The sequence below is a fragment of the Streptomyces gilvosporeus genome (assembly GCF_002082195.1).
GTDB classification, from domain to species: domain Bacteria; phylum Actinomycetota; class Actinomycetes; order Streptomycetales; family Streptomycetaceae; genus Streptomyces; species Streptomyces gilvosporeus.
Genome location: NZ_CP020569.1, coordinates 340,490 through 361,533, shown reverse-complemented (window position 1 = coordinate 361,533; position 21,044 = coordinate 340,490). Strand labels below are relative to the sequence as shown.

General features: G+C 69.8%; 24 protein-coding genes and 1 pseudogene. 17 read left to right on the top strand and 8 right to left on the bottom strand.

Features of this window, described 5'->3' with window-relative positions; all coding sequences use genetic code 11:
- The first annotated feature begins 14 nt into the window (after positions 1 to 14).
- From B1H19_RS01850 to B1H19_RS01835, 4 genes are all read left to right on the top strand, one after another.
- A complete protein-coding gene (locus tag B1H19_RS01850) occupies positions 15 to 233 on the top strand; it encodes a hypothetical protein (RefSeq protein WP_083102520.1) in 219 nt (72 codons plus the stop codon).
- 12 nt (positions 234 to 245) lie between these two features.
- Positions 246 to 641 (top strand): NUDIX hydrolase, encoded by a 396-nt coding sequence (locus B1H19_RS01845; RefSeq protein WP_083102519.1) that lies wholly within the window; start codon positions 246 to 248, stop codon positions 639 to 641.
- A 338-nt stretch (positions 642 to 979) separates the two neighbouring features.
- On the top strand, positions 980 to 1,549 hold the full coding sequence (locus B1H19_RS01840; RefSeq protein ID WP_159027928.1) for a hypothetical protein: 570 nt from the start codon (positions 980 to 982) through the stop codon (positions 1,547 to 1,549).
- Positions 1,550 to 1,598: 49 nt separating this feature from the next.
- Positions 1,599 to 1,847: a hypothetical protein gene (locus B1H19_RS01835; protein WP_159027927.1), complete on the top strand. Its 249-nt coding sequence runs from the start codon at positions 1,599 to 1,601 to the stop codon at positions 1,845 to 1,847.
- A 337-nt stretch (positions 1,848 to 2,184) separates the two neighbouring features.
- On the opposite strand, the gene B1H19_RS01830 is transcribed toward B1H19_RS01835, so the two are convergent.
- Positions 2,185 to 2,520, bottom strand: coding sequence for a cupin domain-containing protein (locus B1H19_RS01830; protein WP_083102516.1), 336 nt, complete (start codon positions 2,518 to 2,520; stop codon positions 2,185 to 2,187).
- Positions 2,521 to 2,592: 72 nt separating this feature from the next.
- On the opposite strand from B1H19_RS01830, the gene B1H19_RS01825 reads away from it, so the two are divergent.
- A complete protein-coding gene (locus B1H19_RS01825; protein WP_083102515.1) occupies positions 2,593 to 3,528 on the top strand; it encodes a GlxA family transcriptional regulator in 936 nt (311 codons plus the stop codon).
- 12 nt (positions 3,529 to 3,540) lie between these two features.
- Positions 3,541 to 4,008 (top strand): annotated as a pseudogene (locus B1H19_RS01820) (SDR family oxidoreductase); the annotation flags it as partial.
- Between the two features lie 186 nt (positions 4,009 to 4,194).
- Here B1H19_RS01820 and B1H19_RS01815 read toward each other — a convergent pair.
- Positions 4,195 to 4,599 (bottom strand): nuclear transport factor 2 family protein, encoded by a 405-nt coding sequence (locus B1H19_RS01815; protein WP_083102514.1) that lies wholly within the window; start codon positions 4,597 to 4,599, stop codon positions 4,195 to 4,197.
- Between the two features lie 139 nt (positions 4,600 to 4,738).
- Here B1H19_RS01815 and B1H19_RS01810 point away from each other — a divergent pair, with 139 nt between their 5' ends.
- The 4 genes from B1H19_RS01810 to B1H19_RS39150 all read left to right on the top strand — a co-directional run bounded on the left by B1H19_RS01810 (position 4,739) and on the right by B1H19_RS39150 (position 7,501).
- Complete coding sequence (locus B1H19_RS01810) at positions 4,739 to 5,617, top strand: MerR family transcriptional regulator (protein ID WP_083102513.1); 879 nt, start codon at positions 4,739 to 4,741, stop codon at positions 5,615 to 5,617.
- Positions 5,618 to 5,896: 279 nt separating this feature from the next.
- Complete coding sequence (locus tag B1H19_RS01805; protein ID WP_237289032.1) at positions 5,897 to 6,751, top strand: GNAT family N-acetyltransferase; 855 nt, start codon at positions 5,897 to 5,899, stop codon at positions 6,749 to 6,751.
- 85 nt (positions 6,752 to 6,836) lie between these two features.
- Positions 6,837 to 7,274: a hypothetical protein gene (locus B1H19_RS01800; protein ID WP_083102511.1), complete on the top strand. Its 438-nt coding sequence runs from the start codon at positions 6,837 to 6,839 to the stop codon at positions 7,272 to 7,274.
- Between the two features lie 32 nt (positions 7,275 to 7,306).
- On the top strand, positions 7,307 to 7,501 hold the full coding sequence (locus B1H19_RS39150; RefSeq protein WP_203237068.1) for a hypothetical protein: 195 nt from the start codon (positions 7,307 to 7,309) through the stop codon (positions 7,499 to 7,501).
- A 22-nt stretch (positions 7,502 to 7,523) separates the two neighbouring features.
- On the opposite strand, the gene B1H19_RS01795 is transcribed toward B1H19_RS39150, so the two are convergent.
- The 5 genes from B1H19_RS01795 to B1H19_RS37695 form a co-directional block, all read right to left on the bottom strand.
- Positions 7,524 to 9,350 carry an ABC transporter ATP-binding protein gene (locus B1H19_RS01795; RefSeq protein ID WP_083109370.1) on the bottom strand — a complete coding sequence of 609 codons (1,827 nt, stop codon included), beginning with the start codon at positions 9,348 to 9,350 and terminating at the stop codon, positions 7,524 to 7,526.
- A 107-nt stretch (positions 9,351 to 9,457) separates the two neighbouring features.
- Positions 9,458 to 9,892 carry a lasso peptide biosynthesis B2 protein gene (locus tag B1H19_RS01790; RefSeq protein WP_083102510.1) on the bottom strand — a complete coding sequence of 145 codons (435 nt, stop codon included), beginning with the start codon at positions 9,890 to 9,892 and terminating at the stop codon, positions 9,458 to 9,460.
- The gene (locus B1H19_RS01785; RefSeq protein ID WP_083102509.1) at positions 9,889 to 10,143 is read right to left on the bottom strand and encodes a lasso peptide biosynthesis PqqD family chaperone; all 255 of its coding nucleotides are present in this window, start codon (positions 10,141 to 10,143) and stop codon (positions 9,889 to 9,891) included. Before B1H19_RS01785 ends, B1H19_RS01790 begins: the two co-directional genes overlap by 4 nt.
- A gap of 61 nt (positions 10,144 to 10,204) precedes the next feature.
- Positions 10,205 to 12,058 (bottom strand): lasso peptide isopeptide bond-forming cyclase, encoded by a 1,854-nt coding sequence (locus B1H19_RS01780; protein ID WP_083102508.1) that lies wholly within the window; start codon positions 12,056 to 12,058, stop codon positions 10,205 to 10,207.
- A gap of 23 nt (positions 12,059 to 12,081) precedes the next feature.
- Complete coding sequence (locus B1H19_RS37695) at positions 12,082 to 12,192, bottom strand: keywimysin-related RiPP (protein WP_107425838.1); 111 nt, start codon at positions 12,190 to 12,192, stop codon at positions 12,082 to 12,084.
- A 318-nt stretch (positions 12,193 to 12,510) separates the two neighbouring features.
- On the opposite strand from B1H19_RS37695, the gene B1H19_RS01775 reads away from it, so the two are divergent.
- The 4 genes from B1H19_RS01775 (at position 12,511) to B1H19_RS01760 (ending at position 17,926) form a co-directional block, all read left to right on the top strand.
- Positions 12,511 to 13,677, top strand: a complete 1,167-nt coding sequence (locus tag B1H19_RS01775; RefSeq protein ID WP_083102507.1) for a hypothetical protein — start codon at positions 12,511 to 12,513, stop codon at positions 13,675 to 13,677.
- 314 nt (positions 13,678 to 13,991) lie between these two features.
- Positions 13,992 to 16,181, top strand: a complete 2,190-nt coding sequence (katG, locus tag B1H19_RS01770) for a catalase/peroxidase HPI (protein WP_083102506.1) — start codon at positions 13,992 to 13,994, stop codon at positions 16,179 to 16,181.
- A 157-nt stretch (positions 16,182 to 16,338) separates the two neighbouring features.
- Positions 16,339 to 16,761 carry a YciI family protein gene (locus B1H19_RS01765; protein ID WP_083102505.1) on the top strand — a complete coding sequence of 141 codons (423 nt, stop codon included), beginning with the start codon at positions 16,339 to 16,341 and terminating at the stop codon, positions 16,759 to 16,761.
- A gap of 19 nt (positions 16,762 to 16,780) precedes the next feature.
- Entirely contained in the window at positions 16,781 to 17,926 is a 1,146-nt protein-coding gene (locus B1H19_RS01760; RefSeq protein ID WP_083102504.1) for an RNA polymerase sigma factor, read from the top strand.
- 22 nt (positions 17,927 to 17,948) lie between these two features.
- On the opposite strand, the gene B1H19_RS01755 is transcribed toward B1H19_RS01760, so the two are convergent.
- Positions 17,949 to 18,620 carry a TetR/AcrR family transcriptional regulator gene (locus tag B1H19_RS01755; protein WP_083102503.1) on the bottom strand — a complete coding sequence of 224 codons (672 nt, stop codon included), beginning with the start codon at positions 18,618 to 18,620 and terminating at the stop codon, positions 17,949 to 17,951.
- Positions 18,621 to 18,724: 104 nt separating this feature from the next.
- Here B1H19_RS01755 and B1H19_RS01750 point away from each other — a divergent pair, with 104 nt between their 5' ends.
- The 3 genes from B1H19_RS01750 (at position 18,725) to B1H19_RS01745 (ending at position 20,951) form a co-directional block, all read left to right on the top strand.
- On the top strand, positions 18,725 to 19,381 hold the full coding sequence (locus B1H19_RS01750; RefSeq protein ID WP_083102502.1) for a CatB-related O-acetyltransferase: 657 nt from the start codon (positions 18,725 to 18,727) through the stop codon (positions 19,379 to 19,381).
- A 52-nt stretch (positions 19,382 to 19,433) separates the two neighbouring features.
- On the top strand, positions 19,434 to 19,568 hold the full coding sequence (locus B1H19_RS40280) for a hypothetical protein (RefSeq protein WP_257789424.1): 135 nt from the start codon (positions 19,434 to 19,436) through the stop codon (positions 19,566 to 19,568).
- An 84-nt stretch (positions 19,569 to 19,652) separates the two neighbouring features.
- The gene (locus B1H19_RS01745; RefSeq protein ID WP_083102501.1) at positions 19,653 to 20,951 is read left to right on the top strand and encodes an erythromycin esterase family protein; all 1,299 of its coding nucleotides are present in this window, start codon (positions 19,653 to 19,655) and stop codon (positions 20,949 to 20,951) included.
- The last annotated feature ends 93 nt before the right edge of the window (positions 20,952 to 21,044 follow it).

Below are 21,044 nucleotides of genomic sequence, written 5' to 3'. Positions count from 1 at the left end.
CCGCCGAACGCGACATGGAGATCGGCAAGCAACTTGCCACCCTTGAGGCCCTGCTCGACGGCCTCATGCCCAAGGCCACCGCCGGAGAGGCACGCACCGCCGAGGTCATCTTCCAGGCCCTCGACCGGCATGCACGACTCCTCGGCATCGACGCCCCCGTCAAGGTCTGGGCGCCGTATTCCTCCGGCAGGAGTATGCCCCAGTCGGCCTGGCTGGTGCGGTTCCTGAGGTGAAGGAAGTAGGGCATGGATGAGAAGGCAGTGGCGGCGGCCATGGTCGTGCGGGATGGCCGCGTGCTGCTGGTGCGTCGTACGGCCGAAGAAGGCGATCTGCGCTGGCAGTTCCCGGCGGGCAAGGTCGAGGACGGCGAGACCGCCGAGCAAGCCGCGGTACGGGAGACCATGGAGGAGACCGGTCTGACGGTGGAGGCGTTGAAGCTTCTCGGCGAGCGGGTGCACCCGAAGACCGGTCGACTGATGTCGTACACGGTGTGCAGCGTGGTCTCGGGCGAGGCGCACGTAGCCGACGAGGAAGAGCTTGCCGAGGTCGCCTGGGTCGCGCACGACGACGTCCCCGAGTACGTGCCCTACGGGCTTTTCGCGCCGGTGCAGGAGTACCTCGACGGGGCTCTCCCGCACTGACCAAACTCTGCACCGAGTTGCCTTCCTTTCCTGGCGGGGCTCCTCGCTTTTGTGTGCCGTTGGTGTCTTGGCTGCGCGGTGGTCCTGCTCGTGGGGTGGTGTGGGATGTGCAGGCTGGCTTGTCGCTGCCTCCTGCGTTGGGGGCTGTTGTCGTGGTCGTGTGGCTTGTCGAGGTCCTGTGCGCGACGCGTAAACCCTTGGTAAATGCTTCGTCAAGTCAGTAAATGTACTTTGCATGAGACTGGGCATAAATGTTGATCTTGATGCGCACACATCGGACAGAGGCCCATGTGTCCTCTTCCGGCGGACTTGAGTAGGAAGGCCATGACTTTATGCATATGAAGGCACGTCAGCGAGCAGGCATAGCAACGGCGTTGGCGGCAGGTGCCGCATTCATCGCTGCGGCTCCGAGTGCCTCCGCTGCGGCGCCCTCAGGGCAGACGCTGGACAAGGTTCTCGCCGATTCCGGCAAGACGACCACCTTCGCTCGCGATACCGCGTGGACGTTCTCCCAGCTGAAGGGAGACCACCACCTCGCCGCCGACAAGGACGGCGGCGTGTCCATCGAGGACGGCAAGGGCGAGAAGCTTCTCACCATGTCGCCGAAGCCCATCAAGGACATGGAAGGTCACCTTCACAAGGTGACTTGGACGGTCAAGGGCAACACCCTCCATCAGCACGTCGACACCCCGAACGCCACCCTCGAGGGGGTCGTAGCCCCCACTGTGACGGCCTATGGGTTCTGGGACTGGGCCAAGTGTGTCGGCAAGAAGAGCCTGGACACGGCTGAGCTTGGCGGTGTCGCCGGCTGTGTCGCAGACCTTGAGACCGGCTGTGCCCCCGGTGCCGCTGTGGGCGGATTCGGCGGGGCTGTTGCCGGCGTCGTCCAGGGCGCCCACAAGTGCTGACCCATTCACGGGAAGTTAGGGTGTGGGGATGCTTCAAGGTGGTGTTGCGATGAAGGAGAAGGAACCGCGCCCGCCGAACGGTCGACTGTTCTTCTCAGGTGCGGTCGCTGTGGCCATCTGCGTGGGCACGGTCATCGAAGTGTCCTTGTCGGGTTGGGTTTCGACCGTGGCAGGGCTCGCCGGAGCCGTCGTCGTCGCTTTGGTGGCCCGACTGTGGTACCGGCAGGCCGACCTGAGGTACCGACGGGCACGTAGTCTCGCGGAAGAGCAGAACGGCTCTGGCGACTTCAGGTCGTAGGCCCTGCGAGAAGTCGGACAGTGTGGCCCCTTCTGGAGGTGCTCGCCAGCGAGCAGCGGGCACTGCCGGAAGGGGCTTCTTCGCCTCTGTGCGCCCCGTACCAGTCGGGTTCCGCGGAGACGCGCACGCGCTCGGCGGCAGGCTGTGTTTCGGATTTCTGACACTCCTTCAAAACTGCACAAGAGGAGCGGGGCAGCTGTGATCACCCCGGCTTGAGTGACAGCCAACAGAACCTGAGATTCATCCCCGAGGGCTTGCAAGTCCGCCTCGGCATAGCTCGGGTGACAGTCGCCCACCCACGTGAGCGCGCCGCATCCCAGGCGTGATCCGCAGGACACTAGCCCTCTGGGTAGAAGAGGAACAGCGTGCAGCCGGTGGTGGTCGAGGGCACGTGCCACGACCCGGCCGGGGCGTGCAGGAACGTGCCGGCAGGGTAGTCGCGTGCTCCGTCGCTGAAGGTGCCGGCAACCACGTAGACCTCTTCTGGGCCGGGCTCGTGGACGTCGCGGCGTGGCCAGGAGGTACCCGCCTCCATCTCCAGCACGTTGGCGTGCGCGCCGGCCGGTCCCCGCCACAGGGGACGCAGCCGGATCCCGGGAAACAGCTCACGGACCGGGGCTTCGTCGACAGAGACGGAGGTGTAACCCTCCTGCGCGAGGATCTCAGGGTGCATGCCTGCAACAGTGCCGTGCGCGGGCCGCGGCGGGACAGAGACTGCGATGACATCATGGGGTACTTTCCTGCCATGCATCGCGTGGTAGCCCTGGTACGGCCGGTGCAGTCGACGTTCGAGCTCGGCTGCGCCGTCGAGGTCTTCGGCACGAAGCGGCAAGGAGTGCCGCAGCACTACGAATTCGACACCTGTACAGAGATGCCCGGCCCAGTACCGACCACAGGCGGGTACGCGATGTTCGTGTCGCAGGGCCTGTCGGCGCTCGAGACCGCGGACACCGTGATCATCCCGGGCTGGCTGCCGGTGGAGGAACCGCTCTCCGACCTCGTGCGCCGGGCACTGCTGCGGGCGCACGCGCGCGGGGCGCGCCTGGTCACGATCTGCTCCGGGGTGTTCGCGCTGGCCCGCACCGGACTGTTGGACGGCCGCTCGGCCACCACGCACTGGGCGCGCGCCGAGCAACTGCGGCGTGAGTTCCCCCAGGTGCGCGTAGAGCCGGACAGGCTCTACGTGGATCACGGTGACGTCGCCACCAGCGCCGGCGCTGGCGCGGGGTTCGACCTATGCCTACATCTGGTCCGGCACGACCACGGGGCCGCATACGCCGCCCTACTCACGCGGCACATGGTGCTACCGCCGCATCGCGAGGGCGGCCAGGCACAGTACGCGCCGCCTCCACCACCCGGGGATGCGCTCAACGGCCTGCTCGAATGGGCCGACGAGCGCCTCGACACACCGCTGTCGGTAAACGACCTGGCCGCGTACCTCGGTGTCTCGCCCCGCACCCTGGCCCGGCGCTTCGCCGACCAGCTCGACACGAGCCCGGGTGCATGGTTGCTCTCCCGTCGGGTGGCCGCAGCCCGCACCCTGCTGGAGCAGACGGAATTGCCGGTCGAGGCGATCGCAGCCCGCGTCGGCCTCGCCTCCGCGGTCAACCTGCGCCGCCGATTCCGCTCCGAGATAGGCACGACCCCGGGCGCCTACCGGCGAGCGTTCCGGGCCCCGTGATCCGCCGGACAGGCCCGAGTGATGTGCCACTGCGAGTCCATCGACTCCGGCCTGCTCGACGCCACCGTCGAGAGCTTTGATCGGCACTTTGCCATCAATGCACGTGCCACTTGACTGTTGATCCGCGAGTACGGCCTGCGCTTTCGCGACACCAGCGGAACGGGCCGGATTGTCAGCCTGACCAGTGACCACACTGTCGGTAACCTTCCGTACGGTGCGAGCAAGGGCGCCCTGGGCCGCATCACCTTGGCTGCGGCCCAGGAACTCTGCCACCTTGGCGTCACCGCCAACATGATCAATCCCGGACCGATCGATACGGGCTGCTTGTCTCAGCAGACGCAGGAGAACTGCATCAGTCAGACGCCGCTCGGCCGTCTCGGAACCCCACAGGGCACCGCACACCTCGTGGACTTCCGGTGCTCACCGCAAGGCCAGTGGATCAACGGTCAACTGCTCAAAAGCAACGGTGGCTTCACCTAGAGCGTGACTCAGTGTGCGTGACCCACAGTTGTTGAGTCGGAACCCGCAGTGGTGAACATCCCAGCAGCAAGCGGATGTTCCCAAATATGTTGCATGAAGTGGCGAACTCCCCGGGCTTCGGGCCATCCGGCGCGACACGGCACCAGACGGTCCGAGGCTGATCCGGCACGAGTGCCGCTCCCAGCCCTACGCAGCGGGCAGCGGCTGGACAGTCAGGTGGTAGTCCTGCACGATCCGGCCGTCGTCGTCCAGCACGAGGAAGACCCGGGCGGCCCAGGCCACTTCGTCGACCTGTGGGCCCTTGGCGTACGTCAACTGGATGGTGAGCATGACGACGTCGTCGTGCACGGTGACATGGTTGTCGGCCGTGACGTGGTACTCCCCGGAGGCGACGAACAGCCCGTACGCTTCCGTAACCCGGCCCACCAACTCGTCGTGGCCGCGGAACTGCGCGCCCTCGATGAATTCGGCACCGTCTGGGGCCCACAGGTCGGCGACGGCGCGTTTCCGCGCGGCGGCGTCCGGTTCGCTCCAGACGGCTACATAACGCTGCACGATCCGGTCGATGTCCAGAGCAGTGGTCTGCGGCATGATCGGTCAACTCCCTTGCTCGGTGGGTACACGGCGGGGATCCGGCCGTGGGCACCAGGCTCCGGGCGACCGCAGCGGGAGGGTCAAGGGCGACGGCACCGCCGAACTCTCCCCCTGGGGGAGGCCGCACAATCGGAGCGTGACGAGCTACCTGCCGATCGGCGACTTCTCCCGCGCCACCCACATGACCGTCAAGACCCTGCGCCACTACCACGAGATCGGTCTGCTGGAACCCGCCGACGTCGATCCGCACACCGGGTACCGGCGCTACTCGGCCGAGCAGATCCCCACAGCCCAGGTGGTGCGTCGCTTCCGGGACCTCGGGATGCCCCTGGAGGAGATCAGGACCATCCTGACCGCCTCGGACGTGGCAACCCGCAACCGGTACATCAGCGCGCACCTGCGGCGGCTGGAGGAAGAGCTCGGCCGCACCCAGCGGGCGGTCTCGGCACTCCACGACCTGCTGACGCCGCCCGCGTCCGGGGACGCTCCCGCGATCGAGCTGCGCAGCGTTGGTGCGGTCCCGGCCGCGGCCATCACCGCGACGGTCGACGCCCAAGAAGCCGGGACCTGGTTCCAGGGCGCCCTCGGCGAACTGTTCGCGACCGTGGCCAGCCAGGGGCTACGGGAGACCGGCCCCGCCGGCGGCGTGTACGCGGACGAGCTGTTCACCCTGCACCGGGGGCTGGCCACCATTTACGTACCCTGCGACGGCCCTGTCCGGCCGCTCGGCCGGGTCGAGCCGCTCCAGGTGCCGGCGGCGGAGCTCGCCGTGATCGAGCACTGCGGCCCCCCTTCCGAAGTGGACCGCACCTACGGCGCGCTGGCCGCCTACGTATCGCGTCATGCACTCGCCGTCGACGGCCCACTCCGCGAGTACTACCTGATCGGACAGCGCCAGACGCCGGACAGCGCACAGTGGCGGACCGAAGTCTGCTGGCCGGTCTTCCGCACCGGTGGGCCAGACCAGCGGCCGCTGTCCGACAACGGCGCGGCGTGCACAACTCCCCGGTGCTGAGAGTGCTCAGGCGGAAGGCCCTGCTGAGACAGCGGTCGACAAGGGCCGGAGATCCCCCTCGGGGCGCCTCAACCGGAGCGAAGTCTTCACTGGTCAGCCAGGTACCCGGCATCAGGCACCAGGCACTCGAAAGCCCCTTGATCCCGTCTCCTGAGGACCCTTCACTGAGGGAGGCCACAGAGGCCGCTCCCGCCATCGTCGCGCCGCCGCTCGGGAACCGACAGCGGCCGGACGTAATGCGATGGCAGCAATACCGGAGTTGCTGCTTGGATGCTCGACGTGACACTCGACGTGACAGCTGTGGATCTAGGTGACCGTCGTCAACTGCTGGACCGACTGGAGCAGTACTACGACACCGTTCCCCGCTCCGGCGCCCGGGTCGAGGACTTCGGGCCGCTGACCCTGTTCGTCCGAGAGGGGCAGGGCTGGCCCCTCTACGCGCGCCCGACCCTGGGACGGTCCGGAACGGTGCGCGCCGCCGATGTGACACGGGTACGCGTCCGCCAGCGGGAACTGGGCGCCCCGGAGAGCTTCGAATGGGTCGCCGAGACCGCACCGGGGCTGCGGCAGGCGGCCGAGGAGGCCGGACTCACGGTGCACGAGCACCCCTTGATGGTGCTCGGTCCGGACGCACCGACCCCCGCCGTGCCCGAGCGGGCCGACGGCGTGACGGTCCGCACCGTAGGGCCGGACGATCCTCTGCTTCCGAGCGCGCTGGCCGTACCTCACCTTGCCTTCGCCCAGCCCGACACCCAGGTGGGAGCGGCCGGCCTGGCGGAACTGGGTGAGGCGGTGCAAAGCCGCGCCGGTGACGGGTCGGTGGAACGCACTGCGGCACGCATCCTGGCCGGCCTGACGCGCGTTGCCGCCGCGGCGGAGGATGGCTGGGCGCTGTGCGCCGGTCAGCACCAGCCGGTGGGGCCGGTCAGCGAGATCGTCGGTGTGGGAACGCTACCGGCCGCACGTCGCCGCGGTCTTGGGCACGCGGTCACGGCGGCCCTGGTGGCCGACGCGCGCTCCCAGGACGTCGAGACCCTCTTCTTGTCGGCGGGCGACGAGGACGTCGCCCGGATCTACGCCCGCCTCGGCTTCCGTTCCGTGGCCACCGCGCTGATCGCCGAGCCGGGCGAGTAGGCGGGGGCGACGCCGCGGCGCGTTCCCGCCCTGTTCGGCGCGTTCTCGTCTTGTGGGCAGGATGTCCGGTCGTGATCATGCTCGTATGCCTGACGAACGGTGCTTGCACGACCTCGTGGTGGGCCAGTGCACCGAGTGCGCTCCCGTGCCCAGAGGGCTGACTGCCCGGGTGTTCGTCACCAAGGGCGGATCGGTTTTCCACCGGACCACGGGCTGTGGAGCGTTGCGCGACGGACAACGAAAGGCCCGCCGTTTCGGCCGGGACACCCACGACCCGCTCCAGGTTGCGCTCTCCGTGGCGCTGACGGACGGGCGCGGGGCCTGCATACCCTGCTTCCCCCTCTACCGCCCCTCGGCCGACGCGAAGCCCTGCCAGGTGCTCGTAGCGGGCAACTGGGTTCCGGGGCTTCTCACCCAGTGGCGCCGTGGTCCGGACCACCGGTGGTCCGGCGTGGTGACGTATGTCGTCGACGGCGAGCAATTGACCGGCGTCAAGGACCAGTCGGAACTCCGGTCGGCGTAGTGCACGGGGCGAGTCAGGGGTGCACAGACCCGATGACGAATCCTCCGTACCCGCTTCGCAGTGTCATCGATGGAGAGTTCGGCCCCTGGGCACGCATGATCGCCGACACCTATGGCATGGACCGCTCGGACGAGGACCTGGCCGACCAGCGGGCGGCGACGGATCTGGGGCGGAGCCTGGCTGCCTTCGACGGGGGCGAGCCGGTGGCCGGTGCGTCCGTCCAGTAAGTCGCCGGCCCCGAGATCGGGCTCAGGTGGCAGGGCCGCGCAGTGTCTGTGCGTCGGCCAGTTCGCGATAGGCCGGGCTGTGGTGGAGCAGTTCTTCGTGGGTTCCGGTGGCGGTGATGCGGCCGGCGTCGAGGAGGTAGATGCGGTCGGCGTTTTGGACGGTGGAGAGCCGGTGGGCGATGACCAGCAGGGCGCACTGGCGGGCCGTGTCGTGCATGACGCGCGTGAGGGCGGCCTCGTTGAGGGCGTCCAGGTGTGAGGTGGGTTCGTCGAGCAGGAGCAGTGCGGGCCGGGTCAGGAGGGCGCGGGCGAGGGCCACTCGCTGGCGTTCGCCACCGGAGAGCGTGCTGCCGCGCTCGCCGAGTGTGCAGGAGAGTCCGCCGGGGAGGCGGTCGACGAGGTCGGTGAGGTTGGCCTGTTGGATGACGCGTTGGACTTCGGACGGGTCGGCGCCGGGGTCCGCGTAGGTGAGGTTGTCCCACAGGGTGCCGTGGACGATATGGGTGTTCTGGTCGACCAGGGCGATGCGTGAGCGGCAGGCGTGGCGGGTGAGTTCGGTGGCGGGCCGTCCGTCGAAGAGGACGGTGCCGGTGTGGGGTTCGTAGAAGCGGGCGGCGAGGGAGAAGAGCGTGGTTTTGCCGGCGCCCGAGCGGCCCACGAGCGCGATCTGGCCGCGGCGGGGGACGGAGAGGGAGACACCGCGCAGCACGGGCCGGTCGGGGTGGTAGGCGAAGTGGACGTTGCGGAAGGTGAGGGCATCGGTGTGGTGGGCGGCTCCGCCGCGTCCGGCAGGTCCGACGAGTCCGGCGGGCTCGGCGGGCTCGTCGGACGCGGCGGGTTCAGCGGACCCGGTAGGTCCGGTCGCCCCGGGGCAGTCGTCACGTCCGGTGGGCCCGGCGCAGTCGGCAGGTCCAACGACCTCGTCCGGTTCGATAGGCAACGCCAGCGCCCGCTCGACGCGCTCGTAGGCGCCCATGCCGCGCTGGATGAGGCCGACGGCGTGGAAGACGGCGGAGAGCGGGACGACGAGGTAGGAGGCGTAAAGGAGAAAGGCGACCAGTTCGCCGAGTGAGTCGGCGCCGCCGACGCGCATGCCGCCGATGACCAGGACCAGCAGGAACGAGCCGTGCACGGCGAGTTGGACCGCCGAGCTCATGACGGCGGCGAGTTTGGCGGTGTGCACCCCGGCGGCGTAGGCGCTGTCGATGCGGGTTCCGATGCGTGCGGCCTCGCGGTCCTCGGCGCAGTGGACCCGCACCATGGGCAGTGCGCCCAGTACCCGTTCGAGGTCGGCGGCGATGTCTCCGACGGCACCCTGCGTGCGTTCGGAGGCGGCCCGTATCCCGGAGAGCAGTGTGGTGACGACCAGGGCCGCGGCGCCGACGGTGGCGGCGACCAGGAGAAGCAGGAGCGGGTCGAGCCAGGCCATCAGCGACAGCGCGCCGAGGGAGACGAGGGCCCCGGACACCAGGTCGACGAGGGCCTGCGCGGCGGCCTCGCGGACGACGGTGGTGTCGGTGGTGACACGGGAGATCAGGTCGCCGGTGCGGTGCCGCCCGTATTCGCGCATGTCGAGGCGGAGCAGGCGGGTGACGAGCCCGTGGCGCAGGGTGCGGATGACGCCTTCCCCCATGCGCTCCAGCAGGAACCGGCCGGCCGCGGCGGTGACCGCCTCGGCCACGAACAGGCCCATGAGCACCAATAGCGGGACCAGGACGCGGCCGTGCCGGGCGGCGTCCACGATGTCGCGGGCGACGAGGGGCTGGGCCAGTCCCATCGCCGAGCCGGCCAGCGTGAAGAGGGTGGCGACGGCGATGGCGGGCCGGTGCCCGGCGGTCAGGCCCGCCATCGTGGCCACCGCTCCCCGGCGGCTCCGGCGCACCCCCGGGGCCGGTTCCCCCAGTGGTGCACCGTGCTCGTCCGGCCGTGGTGCGGCGTCCGTGGTGAGCTGCCCGCTCACGATGCGTCCCGGCGTGCGGGGGCGACGACGAGAAGCCGGGTGAAGTAGTCGTCGGGTGCGGCCTCGCCCACCAGCCGTCCGTCGACCTCCACCCAGGCGTGCGCGGCGAACGGGGGCACCACACGGACCCCGGTGCACCACGTGGGCCAGACCCCCCACAGGCGGCACAGCAGTGCGGTGCCCAGCGAGCGCGGCAGGCAGCCTTGCGGTCCGGCGCACATCAGGCTCACCGCACACATCGCGTCGCGGGCGGCCTGCGCCTGCTGTGGTGTGGCGGCGGCCGCGCCCCGGCGGACGAGGGCCAGCGCGGACCGGATGCGCTGCGGCGGCAGCCGGGAGAGCAGACGTGCCGCCGGCAGGACGGCGCGGGCGGCGAGACGGTGCGTCAGCGGAACACCGCTGGGCCGCACCAGCGCGCTGGGAGTGCTCACGAGACCAGCCCGCAGGACCGCAGTTGGGTGAGCAGCGCGGCGACGTCCTGCGAGCCCCGGGAGCGGTCGATGTCGAATTCCGCGATGAGCGCCTCGGTGGCGTCCTGTTCGTCGCCGCCGTCGAGCAGGGTGCGGAGGATCAGGGTGCCGGTGGGGTTGAGCTCCCAGTATTCCCCGCTGCGCTGGTCCAGCAGAACGGTTCCGTATTCGGTGTCGGCGGTCGTGATGTGGGCGCCGAGTCGCAGTGCCATCAGCCCCTCCTCCTTGCGTGGTGACGTGCTTACGGGGTGAAGTGCCTACGTGGTGACGTGCCTACGTCATGGCGGTGCTGCTGCCGCTCCCCGCGCGGCGGTCGAGGCTTCGCAGCCACACCTCGCAGGCGATGGTGGAGTAGAGGATCGCGTCCCGCAGGCCGGGGGAGGCGGGGCGCAGGGCCAGGGCCCGCAGCGCCTCGCGGTCGACCAGCCCCATCCGGGCCAGACGGGAGTCGTCCCACAGAGCCAGCAGATCGCCGCGGGACTGCCGCAGTCCGTTGGAGGCGTCCATCGATGCCTGGGCCTTGTTGGTGCGGCTGAGGCATTCGTCGGGCACGATGCCGCGCATCGCGGTGGTGAGCAGGGGTTTGTACGCCCACGGGGTGACCCGTTCCTCGGGCCTGACGGCGAGGGCGGCTTCGATGACCCGGTCGTCGAAGAACGGCGTGGCCATGGGCAGACCCGTGCGGGCGGCCATGCCGTCCCACAGGCGGATGATGCGGGTGCAGGAACGGATGGCCTCCAGGTCGGTGTGCATGCCCCGGTCGCGGTGGAGCGGCCGGGCGGTGACCGCCGCTTCGGTGAGGGCCTCGCGGACCGTGCGGGTGGCCTCGGGGGTGACCCAGTCGAACAGGCGCGGCGGCGCCGACCAGCCGAGCATGCCGGTGACGCCGGGCGGGGACGGAGCGTGCAGATGCGCGGCGGCGTCGGCGAGCCAGCTGCCGTAGGGGCGGCTGTCGGCCAGCGCGCGGACCATATCGCCGAACGGCCAGTTGAACAGGGCTTTGAAGCCGCGCAGTTGGCGGGCGGCGCGCAGCGGACGCCGGCGCAACAGCCGGTGGTAGTAGGCCTCGGAACACCAGGCGATATGGTCGCCGCCGATGCCGGTCAGATGCAGTTGACTGCCGCGTTCCCGCAGGGCGGGCAGGTGGTGCAGGGCCCGGGACCGGTCCATGACGCCGATGGTCGGCTCGTCCATGGGGTCGTCGATGTCCAGCAGGTCGGCGTAGACCAGCGGGCATTGTTGGCTGTCCCACACCACGTGCTCGACGTCGGGCAGATGACCGATGGCCCGCTTGGCCCATTCCAGGTCGTCGTGGGCGGGGTCGCGGCTCGGCCAGGTGGAGGCGAGCACCCGGGCGGGGGAGCGGTCGGCCAGGAAGCAGACCGAAGTCGAGTCCAGACCGCCGGAGAGGTCGCAACTGACCACGGCGTTCCCCCGGGTACGGAGGTTCACCGCTTCGGTCAGGGCCTGCCGCACTACCGGCGCGCCTTCGGCCAGGGTCCGTACCGGCTCGGGCGGCCGCCACCAGCGGGAGGTCCGTGCGCTGCGCCCGTCGCGGGAGACGACGAGGGCCTCGCCCGGGCGGACGGCGGTCACGCCGCGGAACAGCGCGTTCTCGTAGAGGGGATGGGGGACCGGCCACAGCAGCCGGACGGCCAGTTCACGGGGGTCGGGTTCGGTGCCGAGGGCGCGGGCCAGCAGGTCGGCGCTGCTCGCGGCGACCCGAACACCGTCGACATCGGCATGGAAGACCAGCCGCAGGCCCGAGGCCGGGCCCTGGATGCGTACCTGGCCGTCCAGCGAGCCCACGAGATGGAAGCTGCCGGGCAGCGTGCGGGCGAGGCCGTCGAGCGCGGCGAGGTCCGTCAAACGTTCCGCATGGCGTAGGAGTTGTTCGGAGGTGAGGCCGCTGCTGCCCACGACGGCGAGCGCGACCCGTCGGGTGGCGGCGGTGACACACTCCGCGTCGGTCCAGCTGCCGGTGAGCCATGGGCGGCCGGACGGGTGGTCCAGGGTTCGTGAGTGGGGAAGGCGGCGGGCTACGCCGGGTGCGTCCGCGCAGTCCGGAAGGACTGCGAAGTACGCTCCGCCGAGGCCCGCGCCCCCAAGATCATGCGATTCAGGCATGGGCTCGGATCAGCTACCCGGCCTCAGTTCTTGCTGAGGATGAGCTGGTCGTTACCGTGGAACTGAAGCAGCCCGGTCTCGGTCCGGAAGTCTCCGCGCCGCACCAGGGTGGGGGCCTCGTATGCCTTCTTCATGACATCTCCTCTTCGATTACTCGGTGATTTCTCTTCGGTGGGAGTTCGACGACAAAAGGCCGGCGGTGGACGTAACTTCCGTCCACCGCAAGGCGGTTCGCCGTCAGGAAGAAAGTAGCAACAGACCCCCGAGGGGCGGCAATACGCGTATGTGCGTATTCATAAGTATTATCGCATTCATATCCGGCAAAAGGGTGTTCGGGTCGCGTGGCGAGCCGCCGTGCGGCCGTGATCCGTATGTGATCAACGTCCCGTAACATCCCTGGCCGGGGGATTCCCGGGGATTCAGGGGATCTGCGACCAAGACGGGGGAAGCGGATGAGATACGGGCGCGCAGCGATACCCGCACTGGTCGGAGGGCTGCTGCTCACGGCCCTTCTGTGGTGGGCGGGGGCCAGTGCGCCCGCACTACACCTGCCGGGCAGCGCCAACGTGATCGACGGTCAGGCCGCCGCCCAGTTGGAGCACTGGCTCACCCCCTGGTCGTACGCCCCTCCGGCCTCGGGGCAGTACGGCGCCGAGCCGCCCGGTGGGATCGGGGGCACGGCATCGAGTGACGGCACCCCCTACCTCGCGCTGTACGCCACCGCGCTCCAGGTTCGGTTCGGCGCGGTCTTCGTCTTCTTCGTGCTCGGGGCGCTGCTGCTGGTCCGCAGGCTGCCGCCGGTGCACGGCCGGATGCCGGCCGCACTGCTCGCGGTGTGGGCCTGGGGCCTGGTTGCCGGGACCCTGGCAGTGGCCGTCTCCGCGCCGTGGCTGCTCGCCGCCCAGGGGCACGGCAGTTATCGCTTCCTGCCGCAGCTGGCGGGCATGATCTCGTCCGGGCGGCAAGTGCTGGTGGCGACCGCGCTGGTCGCGGCGGCGGTAACGGTTCTCGTCGCGCGGGTCGCGGCCAAGGGGGCCGGGCCGCTGCCGCGGGAGGCCGTCCCGGCGCGCGCAGCGCGCCTCGCCGCCACCGCCGGGACCGCGGTGATCGCCCTGTCCCTGGTGGTCCTCTCGTACCAGCCGGTCGCCGCCGCCCTCCAGACGGTCTCACCGGACAGCGGGCTGCTCGCCGAACCCGGCGACCTCCTGCGCCAGTGGCTGCTGCTCGGCGGCTGGACCACCCCGGGGGGTACGCCGCTCGGCGACTGGCTGCTGTATCGCACCGCCGACGTGCTGCTGCTCGCCGTGGTGTGGTGCGCACTGCGTCGGCTGCCCGGACTGCTCACCCGAGCCACCGTCCCGGCGATGGCGACCGGCGCAGTGTGCGCGACCGTCCTCGGGCTGCTGGCGAGCCAGCTGCTGCGGATGGCGCTGGACGGGGCGGGATCGGGCCCACGCTGGGGGCTGCTGTATCTGTCCGCCGACATCGGTGACGGCGTCCCGGCCGCGCTGACCTGCGGTCTGGTGGCGGGAGTCGTGGCTTCGTTGACCCTGCGGGTGGCCGTGGGCCGCGCGAAATCCGCCGAGGTCACAGCCTCCGAGGACCCCGCCCGGCCGTAGACCGACCCGGATCCGGCACGCGGGCCTCTGCGCGAACGAGCCCCGGCCCGCCCTGTCCCGGCCGCCGCATGAGCACGCGGATCCCCCTCGCCGCCACATGATGCCGCCGAGGGCGTCCCCGCCGTCGTGCGGCTTCGAGCCTTCTTACGCGGGGGTGCCCTGCGTGTTCTCGTGGCGGTGCGGTCTGCGGTGCGCGACCATACGGACGCCGACACCAGCCAAGGCACCCCAATGTCAAGAGCAAGCAGCGAGCACCAAGCAGCACGCATCGAGCAGCCACCAGAAGGAACACCGAGACAGGAAGAAGGTCGGACGTGTCCGGCAGCGAAAGCGAGAACCCAGTGATCTCCTCCCCGGCTCCCACGCCAACTCAGCCCAGGACGAACCGGGACTGGTGGCCGAATCAGCTGGACCTTCAGCTTCTCCACCAGCACTCGTCCCGGTCCAATCCGATGGACGAGGGCTTCAGCTACGCAGAAGAGTTCGCGACCCTCGACGTCGATGCGCTGAAGCGGGACGTCTTCGAGGTGATGACGACGTCGCAGGACTGGTGGCCTGCCGACTACGGCCACTACGGGCCGCTCTTCATCCGGATGAGCTGGCATGCCGCGGGTACGTACCGCATCGCCGACGGCCGGGGCGGTGGCGGCGCCGGCGCCCAGCGCTTCGCCCCCCTCAACAGCTGGCCGGACAACGCGAGCCTGGACAAGGCGCGCCGGCTGCTCTGGCCGGTCAAGCAGAAGTACGGCCGGAAGATCTCCTGGGCCGACCTGCTGGTCTTCGCCGGCAACTGTGCCATCGAATCGATGGGGCTCAAGACGTTCGGGTTCGGCTTCGGTCGGGAGGACATCTGGGAACCCGAGGAAATCTTCTGGGGGCCCGAGGACACCTGGCTCGGAGACGAGCGCTACACCGGCGACCGGGAACTCACCGGGCCGTTCGGCGCCGTGCAGATGGGACTGATCTACGTCAATCCGGAGGGGCCCAACGGCAACCCGGACCCGATGGCCGCCGCCAGGGATATCCGCGAGACTTTCGGGCGTATGGCGATGAACGACGAGGAGACGGTTGCGCTCATCGTCGGCGGCCACACGTTCGGCAAGTGCCATGGTGCAGTCGACCCCTCGTACATCGGCCCGGAACCCGAGGCCGCCCCCCTCGAGCAGCAGGGCCTCGGCTGGCGCAACACCTGCGGCAGCGGCAAGGGCGCCGACGCGCTCACCAGCGGGCTTGAGGGCGCATGGACCGCCGAGCCGACGAAGTGGGACCACGGCTACCTGGACAACCTGTTCAGGTACGAGTGGGAGCTGACGACGAGCCCCGCCGGTGCGAAGCAGTGGACTCCCACGGATCCGTCGGCCAAGAGCCTGGTGCCCGACGCGCACGACCCGTCGAAGACGCACGCTCCCATGATGCTGACCACGGACCTCGCGCTGAAGCTGGATCCGGTCTACGGGCCGATCGCGAAGAGCTACCACGAGAACCCGGAGAAGCTCGCGGTGGCGTTCGCCAAGGCGTGGTACAAGCTGCTGCACCGCGACATGGGACCGGCCTCGCGTTACCTCGGCCCGTGGGTGCCAGAGCCGCAGCTGTGGCAGGACCCCGTCCCCGAGGTCGATCACGCGCTGGTCGGGGACGACGACATCGTCGCCCTCAAGAGCAGGATCCTCGCCTCGGGGATGTCCGTCTCCCAGCTGGTCACCACCGCGTGGGCGTCGGCGGCGAGCTTCCGCGGCACCGACAAGCGTGGCGGGGCCAACGGGGCGCGGATCCGGCTCGCGCCGCAAAAGGACTGGGAGAGCAACGACCTGCCCGAGGTGGCCGAGACGCTGCGGACCCTGGAACGGCTCCAGCAGGACTTCAACGGCGCGCAGACCAACGGCAAGAAGGTGTCCCTCGCCGACCTGATCGTCCTGGGCGGGTGCGCGGCCGTCGAACAAGCCGCGAAGAACGCCGGGCACGCCATCACCGTCCCGTTCGCACCGGGGCGCACGGACGCCTCGCAGGAACAGACCGACGTGGAGTCGTTCGCCGTGCTCGAACCCCGGGCGGACGGGTTCCGCAACTACCTCCGGGCGGGGGAGAAGCTGTCGCCGGAGACGCTCCTGCTGGACCGTGCCAGCCTGTTGACGCTGACCGCTCCCGAGATGACCGTTCTGATCGGCGGCATGCGGGCCCTGAACACCGGCTTCAAGCGATCCTCACACGGCGTCTTCACCCAGCGGCCGGAGACCTTGACCAACGACTTCTTCATCAACCTGCTCGACATGGGCACGGAGTGGAAGGCGTCCGAGTCGGCCGAGAACGTATTCGAAGGCCGGGATCGCGCTACGGGCGAGGCCAAGTGGACCGCCACCGCCGTCGACCTCATTTTCGGCTCGCACTCCCAGCTGCGGGCCGTCTCCGAGGTCTATGCATCCGCGGACGCGGGAGAGAAGTTCGTACGCGACTTCGTGGCGGCGTGGGACAAGGTGATGAACCTCGATCGGTTCGACCTCGCCTGAGGCCGCTGTCCCGGTTGGCCACTCGTCGGCCGACCGGGACATCCTCGGGGCACGAGCCAAAAAAATTTCGGACGGGGATGTCGAGAACCCGTGACCGGCTCCGTCCCCGAGGTGAACGCGACCACAATGGGGCGCACCCGCACCGAGGAGAAACACGATGGCCAAGTACCTGCTGCTCAAGCACTACCGCGGCGCTCCGGCTCCGGTGAACGACGTGCCCATGGACCAGTGGGCACCGGAGGAGGTCTCGGCGCACGTGCAGTACATGCAGGACTTCGCGGCGAGGCTGGAGAAGACCGGAGAGTTCGTCGACGGTCAGGCGCTCGCCCCCGAGGGGGCGTGGGTCCGGTACGACGGCGAGGGGCGCCCGCCGGTCACCGACGGCCCGTTCGCCGAGACCAAGGACCTCATCGCCGGCTGGATGGTGATCGACGTCGACAGCTACGAGCGCGCCGTCGAGCTGGCCGGGGAGCTGTCGGCCGCCCCGGGCGCGGGCGGGAAGCCGATCCACGAATGGCTCGAGGTGCGCCCGTTCCTGGCCGCGCCGCCCACCATCACCGGGTGCCCTCACGGTGACTGAGATACCTCAGGTGCCTCAGATGGACGAGGCCCTGCTGCGGAGCCTCACACCGCGCGTGCTCGCCGTCCTCGTCCGCCGCGGAGCAGACTTCGCGGCGGCCGAGGACGCCGTGCAGGACGCGCTCATCGAGGCGGTCCGCGTCTGGCCGGCCGACCCTCCGCGGGATGCGAAGGGCTGGCTGGTCACCGTGGCCTGGCGCAAGTTCCTCGACCAGGCCCGGGCGGATGCCGCCCGCCGCCGACGTGAGGACCGCGTCGACGAGGAACCGCCGCCCGGCCCCACCCCCACCGCCGACGACACCCTCCAGCTCTACTTCCTGTGCGCCCACCCGTCGCTGACGCCGTCGTCCGCGGTCGCGCTCACGCTGCGCGCCGTCGGCGGGCTCACCACCCGCCAGATCGCCCAGGCCTACCTGGTGCCCGAGGCGACCATGGCGCAGCGCATCAGCCGGGCCAAACGCACCGTCTCCCGCGTCCGCTTCGACCAGCCCGGCGACGTCGCCACCGTGCTGCGCGTCCTCTACCTGGTCTTCAACGAGGGCTACTCCGGCGACGTCGACCTCGCCGCCGAGGCCATCCGGCTCACCCGGCAGCTCGCGGCCGCCATCGACCACCCCGAGGTGGCCGGGCTGCTCGCCCTCATGCTGCTCCACCACGCCCGGCGCGCCACCCGGACCGCACCGGACGGCAGCCTCGTACCGCTCGCCGAGCAGGACCGCAGCCGCTGGGACACCGCAGCGATCGCCGAAGGCATCGCGCTCCTCCAGGCGGCCCTCGCCCGCGACCGGCTGGGCGAGTTCCAGGCCCAGGCCGCCATCGCGGCACTTCACGCGGACGCGCCCACCGCCGAGGAGACGGACTGGGTGCAGATCGTCCAGTGGTACGACGAGCTCACACGCCTGACCGACAGCCCCATCGTCCGCCTCAACCGCGCGGTGGCCGTCGGCGAGGCCGACGGACCGCGCGCCGGACTGGCGGCGCTCGCCGCGCTGGACGACTCCCTGCCCCGCCACGCCGCGGTGGCCGCCTACCTCCACGAACGCGACGGCGACCTGACGACGGCGGCCCGGCTGTACGCCGAGGCGGCCCACCAGGCACCCAACCTCGCCGAGCGCGACTACCTGACCCGCCAGGCCGCCCGGCTCAACGCCAGTCGGGGCCGCTGACGGGGCGCACTCGGAGGTCCCCTCAACTGCCGCCCGCTGACCGGGGCTCGGCGAAAGCCCCGGCGGCTGCGGCGAGGGCGGCGGTTCTGGCGGCATCGGCGGGCAGTTGTGGGTCGGGTGGTGTGCGGAGGAGCACCAGATGGTGGTACAGCGGCGCAGTGGCGGCGATGAGCAAACGCCGCGCGTCGGTGTGCGGTGGGAGCTCGCCGCGCCGGACCGCCCGGTTGACGACGATCTCGCAGCGGGCATAGCGGTCCTCCCAGAGCCGCTGTTGGGCGTGGGCGGCTTTCTCGGAGCGGAACGAGGCGGCGATCAGTGCGGTCACGATCGGTGGCTGTGCTGTCAGGGCTGACTGGATCTCGTCGTTCAGCGCTGTCAGGTCGCCTTCCAATGAGCCGGTGTCCGGTGGCTGCCAGTCGTCGTCGCTCGCCGCGTCGAGAACGTCGGCGAGCAGACCGCCGACGTCCCCCCAGCGCCGGTACACCGTGGTGCGGTGCACGCCGGCGCGAGCGGCGACGGCGTCCGTGGTGAGCCCGTCAAAACCGTGTTCGCCGAGTTCCGCGAGGACCGCATCGAGTACCTGCGTACGAATGCGGGCGGTGCGGCCCCCGGGGCGGCGGCGGGTCGGCGGTGGTGTGGTCTCTTCCGGCTCCGGCTTTGGCGTTGGCTTTGGCTCTGGATCTGGGGGAGCCATCTCTGGTTAGTCCTTTGCTCTGGGGGTCGCCATTATGGCAGCATCTTAAAGCAGCACCTGTCGCACTAGTGGCAGACATTCCTTCAGAGAGGAAGCAGTGCCTGATGCCGCCTGTTCCCGCTGTTCCCGCCGACCCGACCGTGGTCCATCCCCTGCCCGAGCAGCCGCGCGTGGCGCTGCTGAAGCCGCTGATCACCTCGCCGCTCATCGAAGTCGGAGAGTTCTCCTACTACGACGATCCCGAGGATCCGACGGCCTTTGAGACCCGCAATGTGCTGTATCACTACGGGCCGGAGAAGCTGGTCATCGGGAAGTTCTGCGCGTTGGGCGAGGGCGTGCGGTTCCTCATGAATGGCGCCAACCACCGTATGGACGGCCCGTCGACGTTCCCGTTCCCGATCATGGGCGGTTCCTGGGCCGAGCACTTCGACCTCATCACCGGCCTGGCCGGGCGGGGTGACACCGTGGTGGGCCATGACGTCTGGTTCGGTTACCGGGCCATGGTGATGCCCGGTGTCCGCATCGGTCACGGAGCGATCATTGCTTCCGGGTCCGTCGTCGTCGACGACGTTCCCGACTACGGCATCGTCGGCGGCAACCCCGCCCGTCTCATCCGCCGCCGCTACAGCGATGCCGACATCAACCGCCTCCTGGCCGTGGCCTGGTGGGACTGGCCGCTTGAGCACCTCACCGAGCACCTCCGCACGATCATGTCCGGCAGCATCGACGACCTGGAGAACGCGGCGGCCCCGCTTCGGTGACCCACTAGCTCTCCCGCACTTCACCGTTCCCACGCGTCAGAATCGAGCCACCATGACCGACCAGCAGGTAGAGCGCGCCGTCAAGGCCACGTTCGAGATCTATGAGCTCGACGAGAGCGTGTACGACGAGCACGCCGAGGGGCCCAAGCTGACCGGGTCACGATCCGAAAGCGCAACCAGGGCGTGATCGAAGGAACGGGCGTCGCCGAGGTGCTGACAGCCGTATGACTCCCGTTACAGATTTCCCGTACTTCGGAATCGAGCCGCCAGCATGTCTGTTTCGTCGCACCACAAACCCTTCGCCGACTGGCTTCGCACCCACGCCGCCGCCCTCACCCACCTCGACCCCGAGGCGCCGCTCGATGACCTGGAGCCGCTGCGTGCCCTCATCGGCGACGCCTGCGTCGTCGCGATCGGCGAAAGTTCCCACTTCATCGACGAGTTCGCCCTCATGCGTGAGCGCATCCTGCGGTTCCTGGTCGAACGCTGCGGCTTCACCGTCCTGGCCTTCGAATACGGCTTCAGCGAAGGTTTCCACCTCGACGCCTGGGCCCAGGGCGAGGGAACGGACGACGACCTGTCGGCCCACCTCGCCGCTGCGATCCCCGTGGGGCTCGAAGAGCCGTTGCGTTGGATGCGCCGGCACAACCGCACCGCCGCACCACCGGTGCGTTTCGCCGGCATCGACATCCCAGCGGCCGGCGGGTCCTTGCTCCCCGCCTTGGCCCCCGTCGCCGACTACCTGCACGACATCGATCCCGAGACCCTGCCGACGGTGCAGACGGCGATGCGGATCGCCGAATCGTTCGCCGGTGGCTCCGGGGCCGTCGCCGCGCCCGCGTGGGCACGCCTGGCCACCGCCGAACAAGACGCCCTCAGCGCGACCCTGACACGGCTGCTCATCCGGTTCCGCTCCCTCGAACCGCTCTACGTCTCCCGCAGCGACCAGCACCGCTACGACATCGCCGTACGTCGACTGGAAGGCGCCTGCCACGCCGACTACACCTTCCGTGCCATGGCCGACCTCTTCGCCGGCGAAGGGCTGACCGCCGACACCTCGGCCCGGGACGCCTACATGGCACAGTCGCTCCTGTGGCACCTGGAGCGCTTCGAACCCGGGACCCGCGTCGTGCTGGCGGCCCACAACGCCCACATCCAGAAAACACCGGTCTCCTTCAACGGCCATCTCACCGGGCTCCCCATGGGACAGCACCTGCACCGCGCACTCGGCGACGACTACGTCGCTCTCGGCCTGACCAGCACCACCGGACACACCGCGGACATGCCCCGCGACGAGAACACACGCTTCGGCTTCACCATCGACGCCACCGCGCTGGAACCGCCCGAGCCGGGAAGCATCGAAGCCGCCTTCGCCGATGCCGAACTCGGGCTCAGCATCGCCGATCTGCACCGGGCACGCCGAAAGACCCCGGACAACGCCGACCCTGCCCCGGGCCCCGACCGCATCCGCATACAAAGCGCCTACCTGCACACCCCCGTCCTCGAAGCGTTCGACGCCGTCCTCCACACGCCGACCTCCACCGTGGCCGACAACCTCAACATCACCTGAGACAGCCCCGACAGCCCCGACAAGCCAACGACCAGGGCGGCGAGGCCGAGAAAGCACACCCGGCACACGAAGTCCGGCCGGAGAAACAGGTGG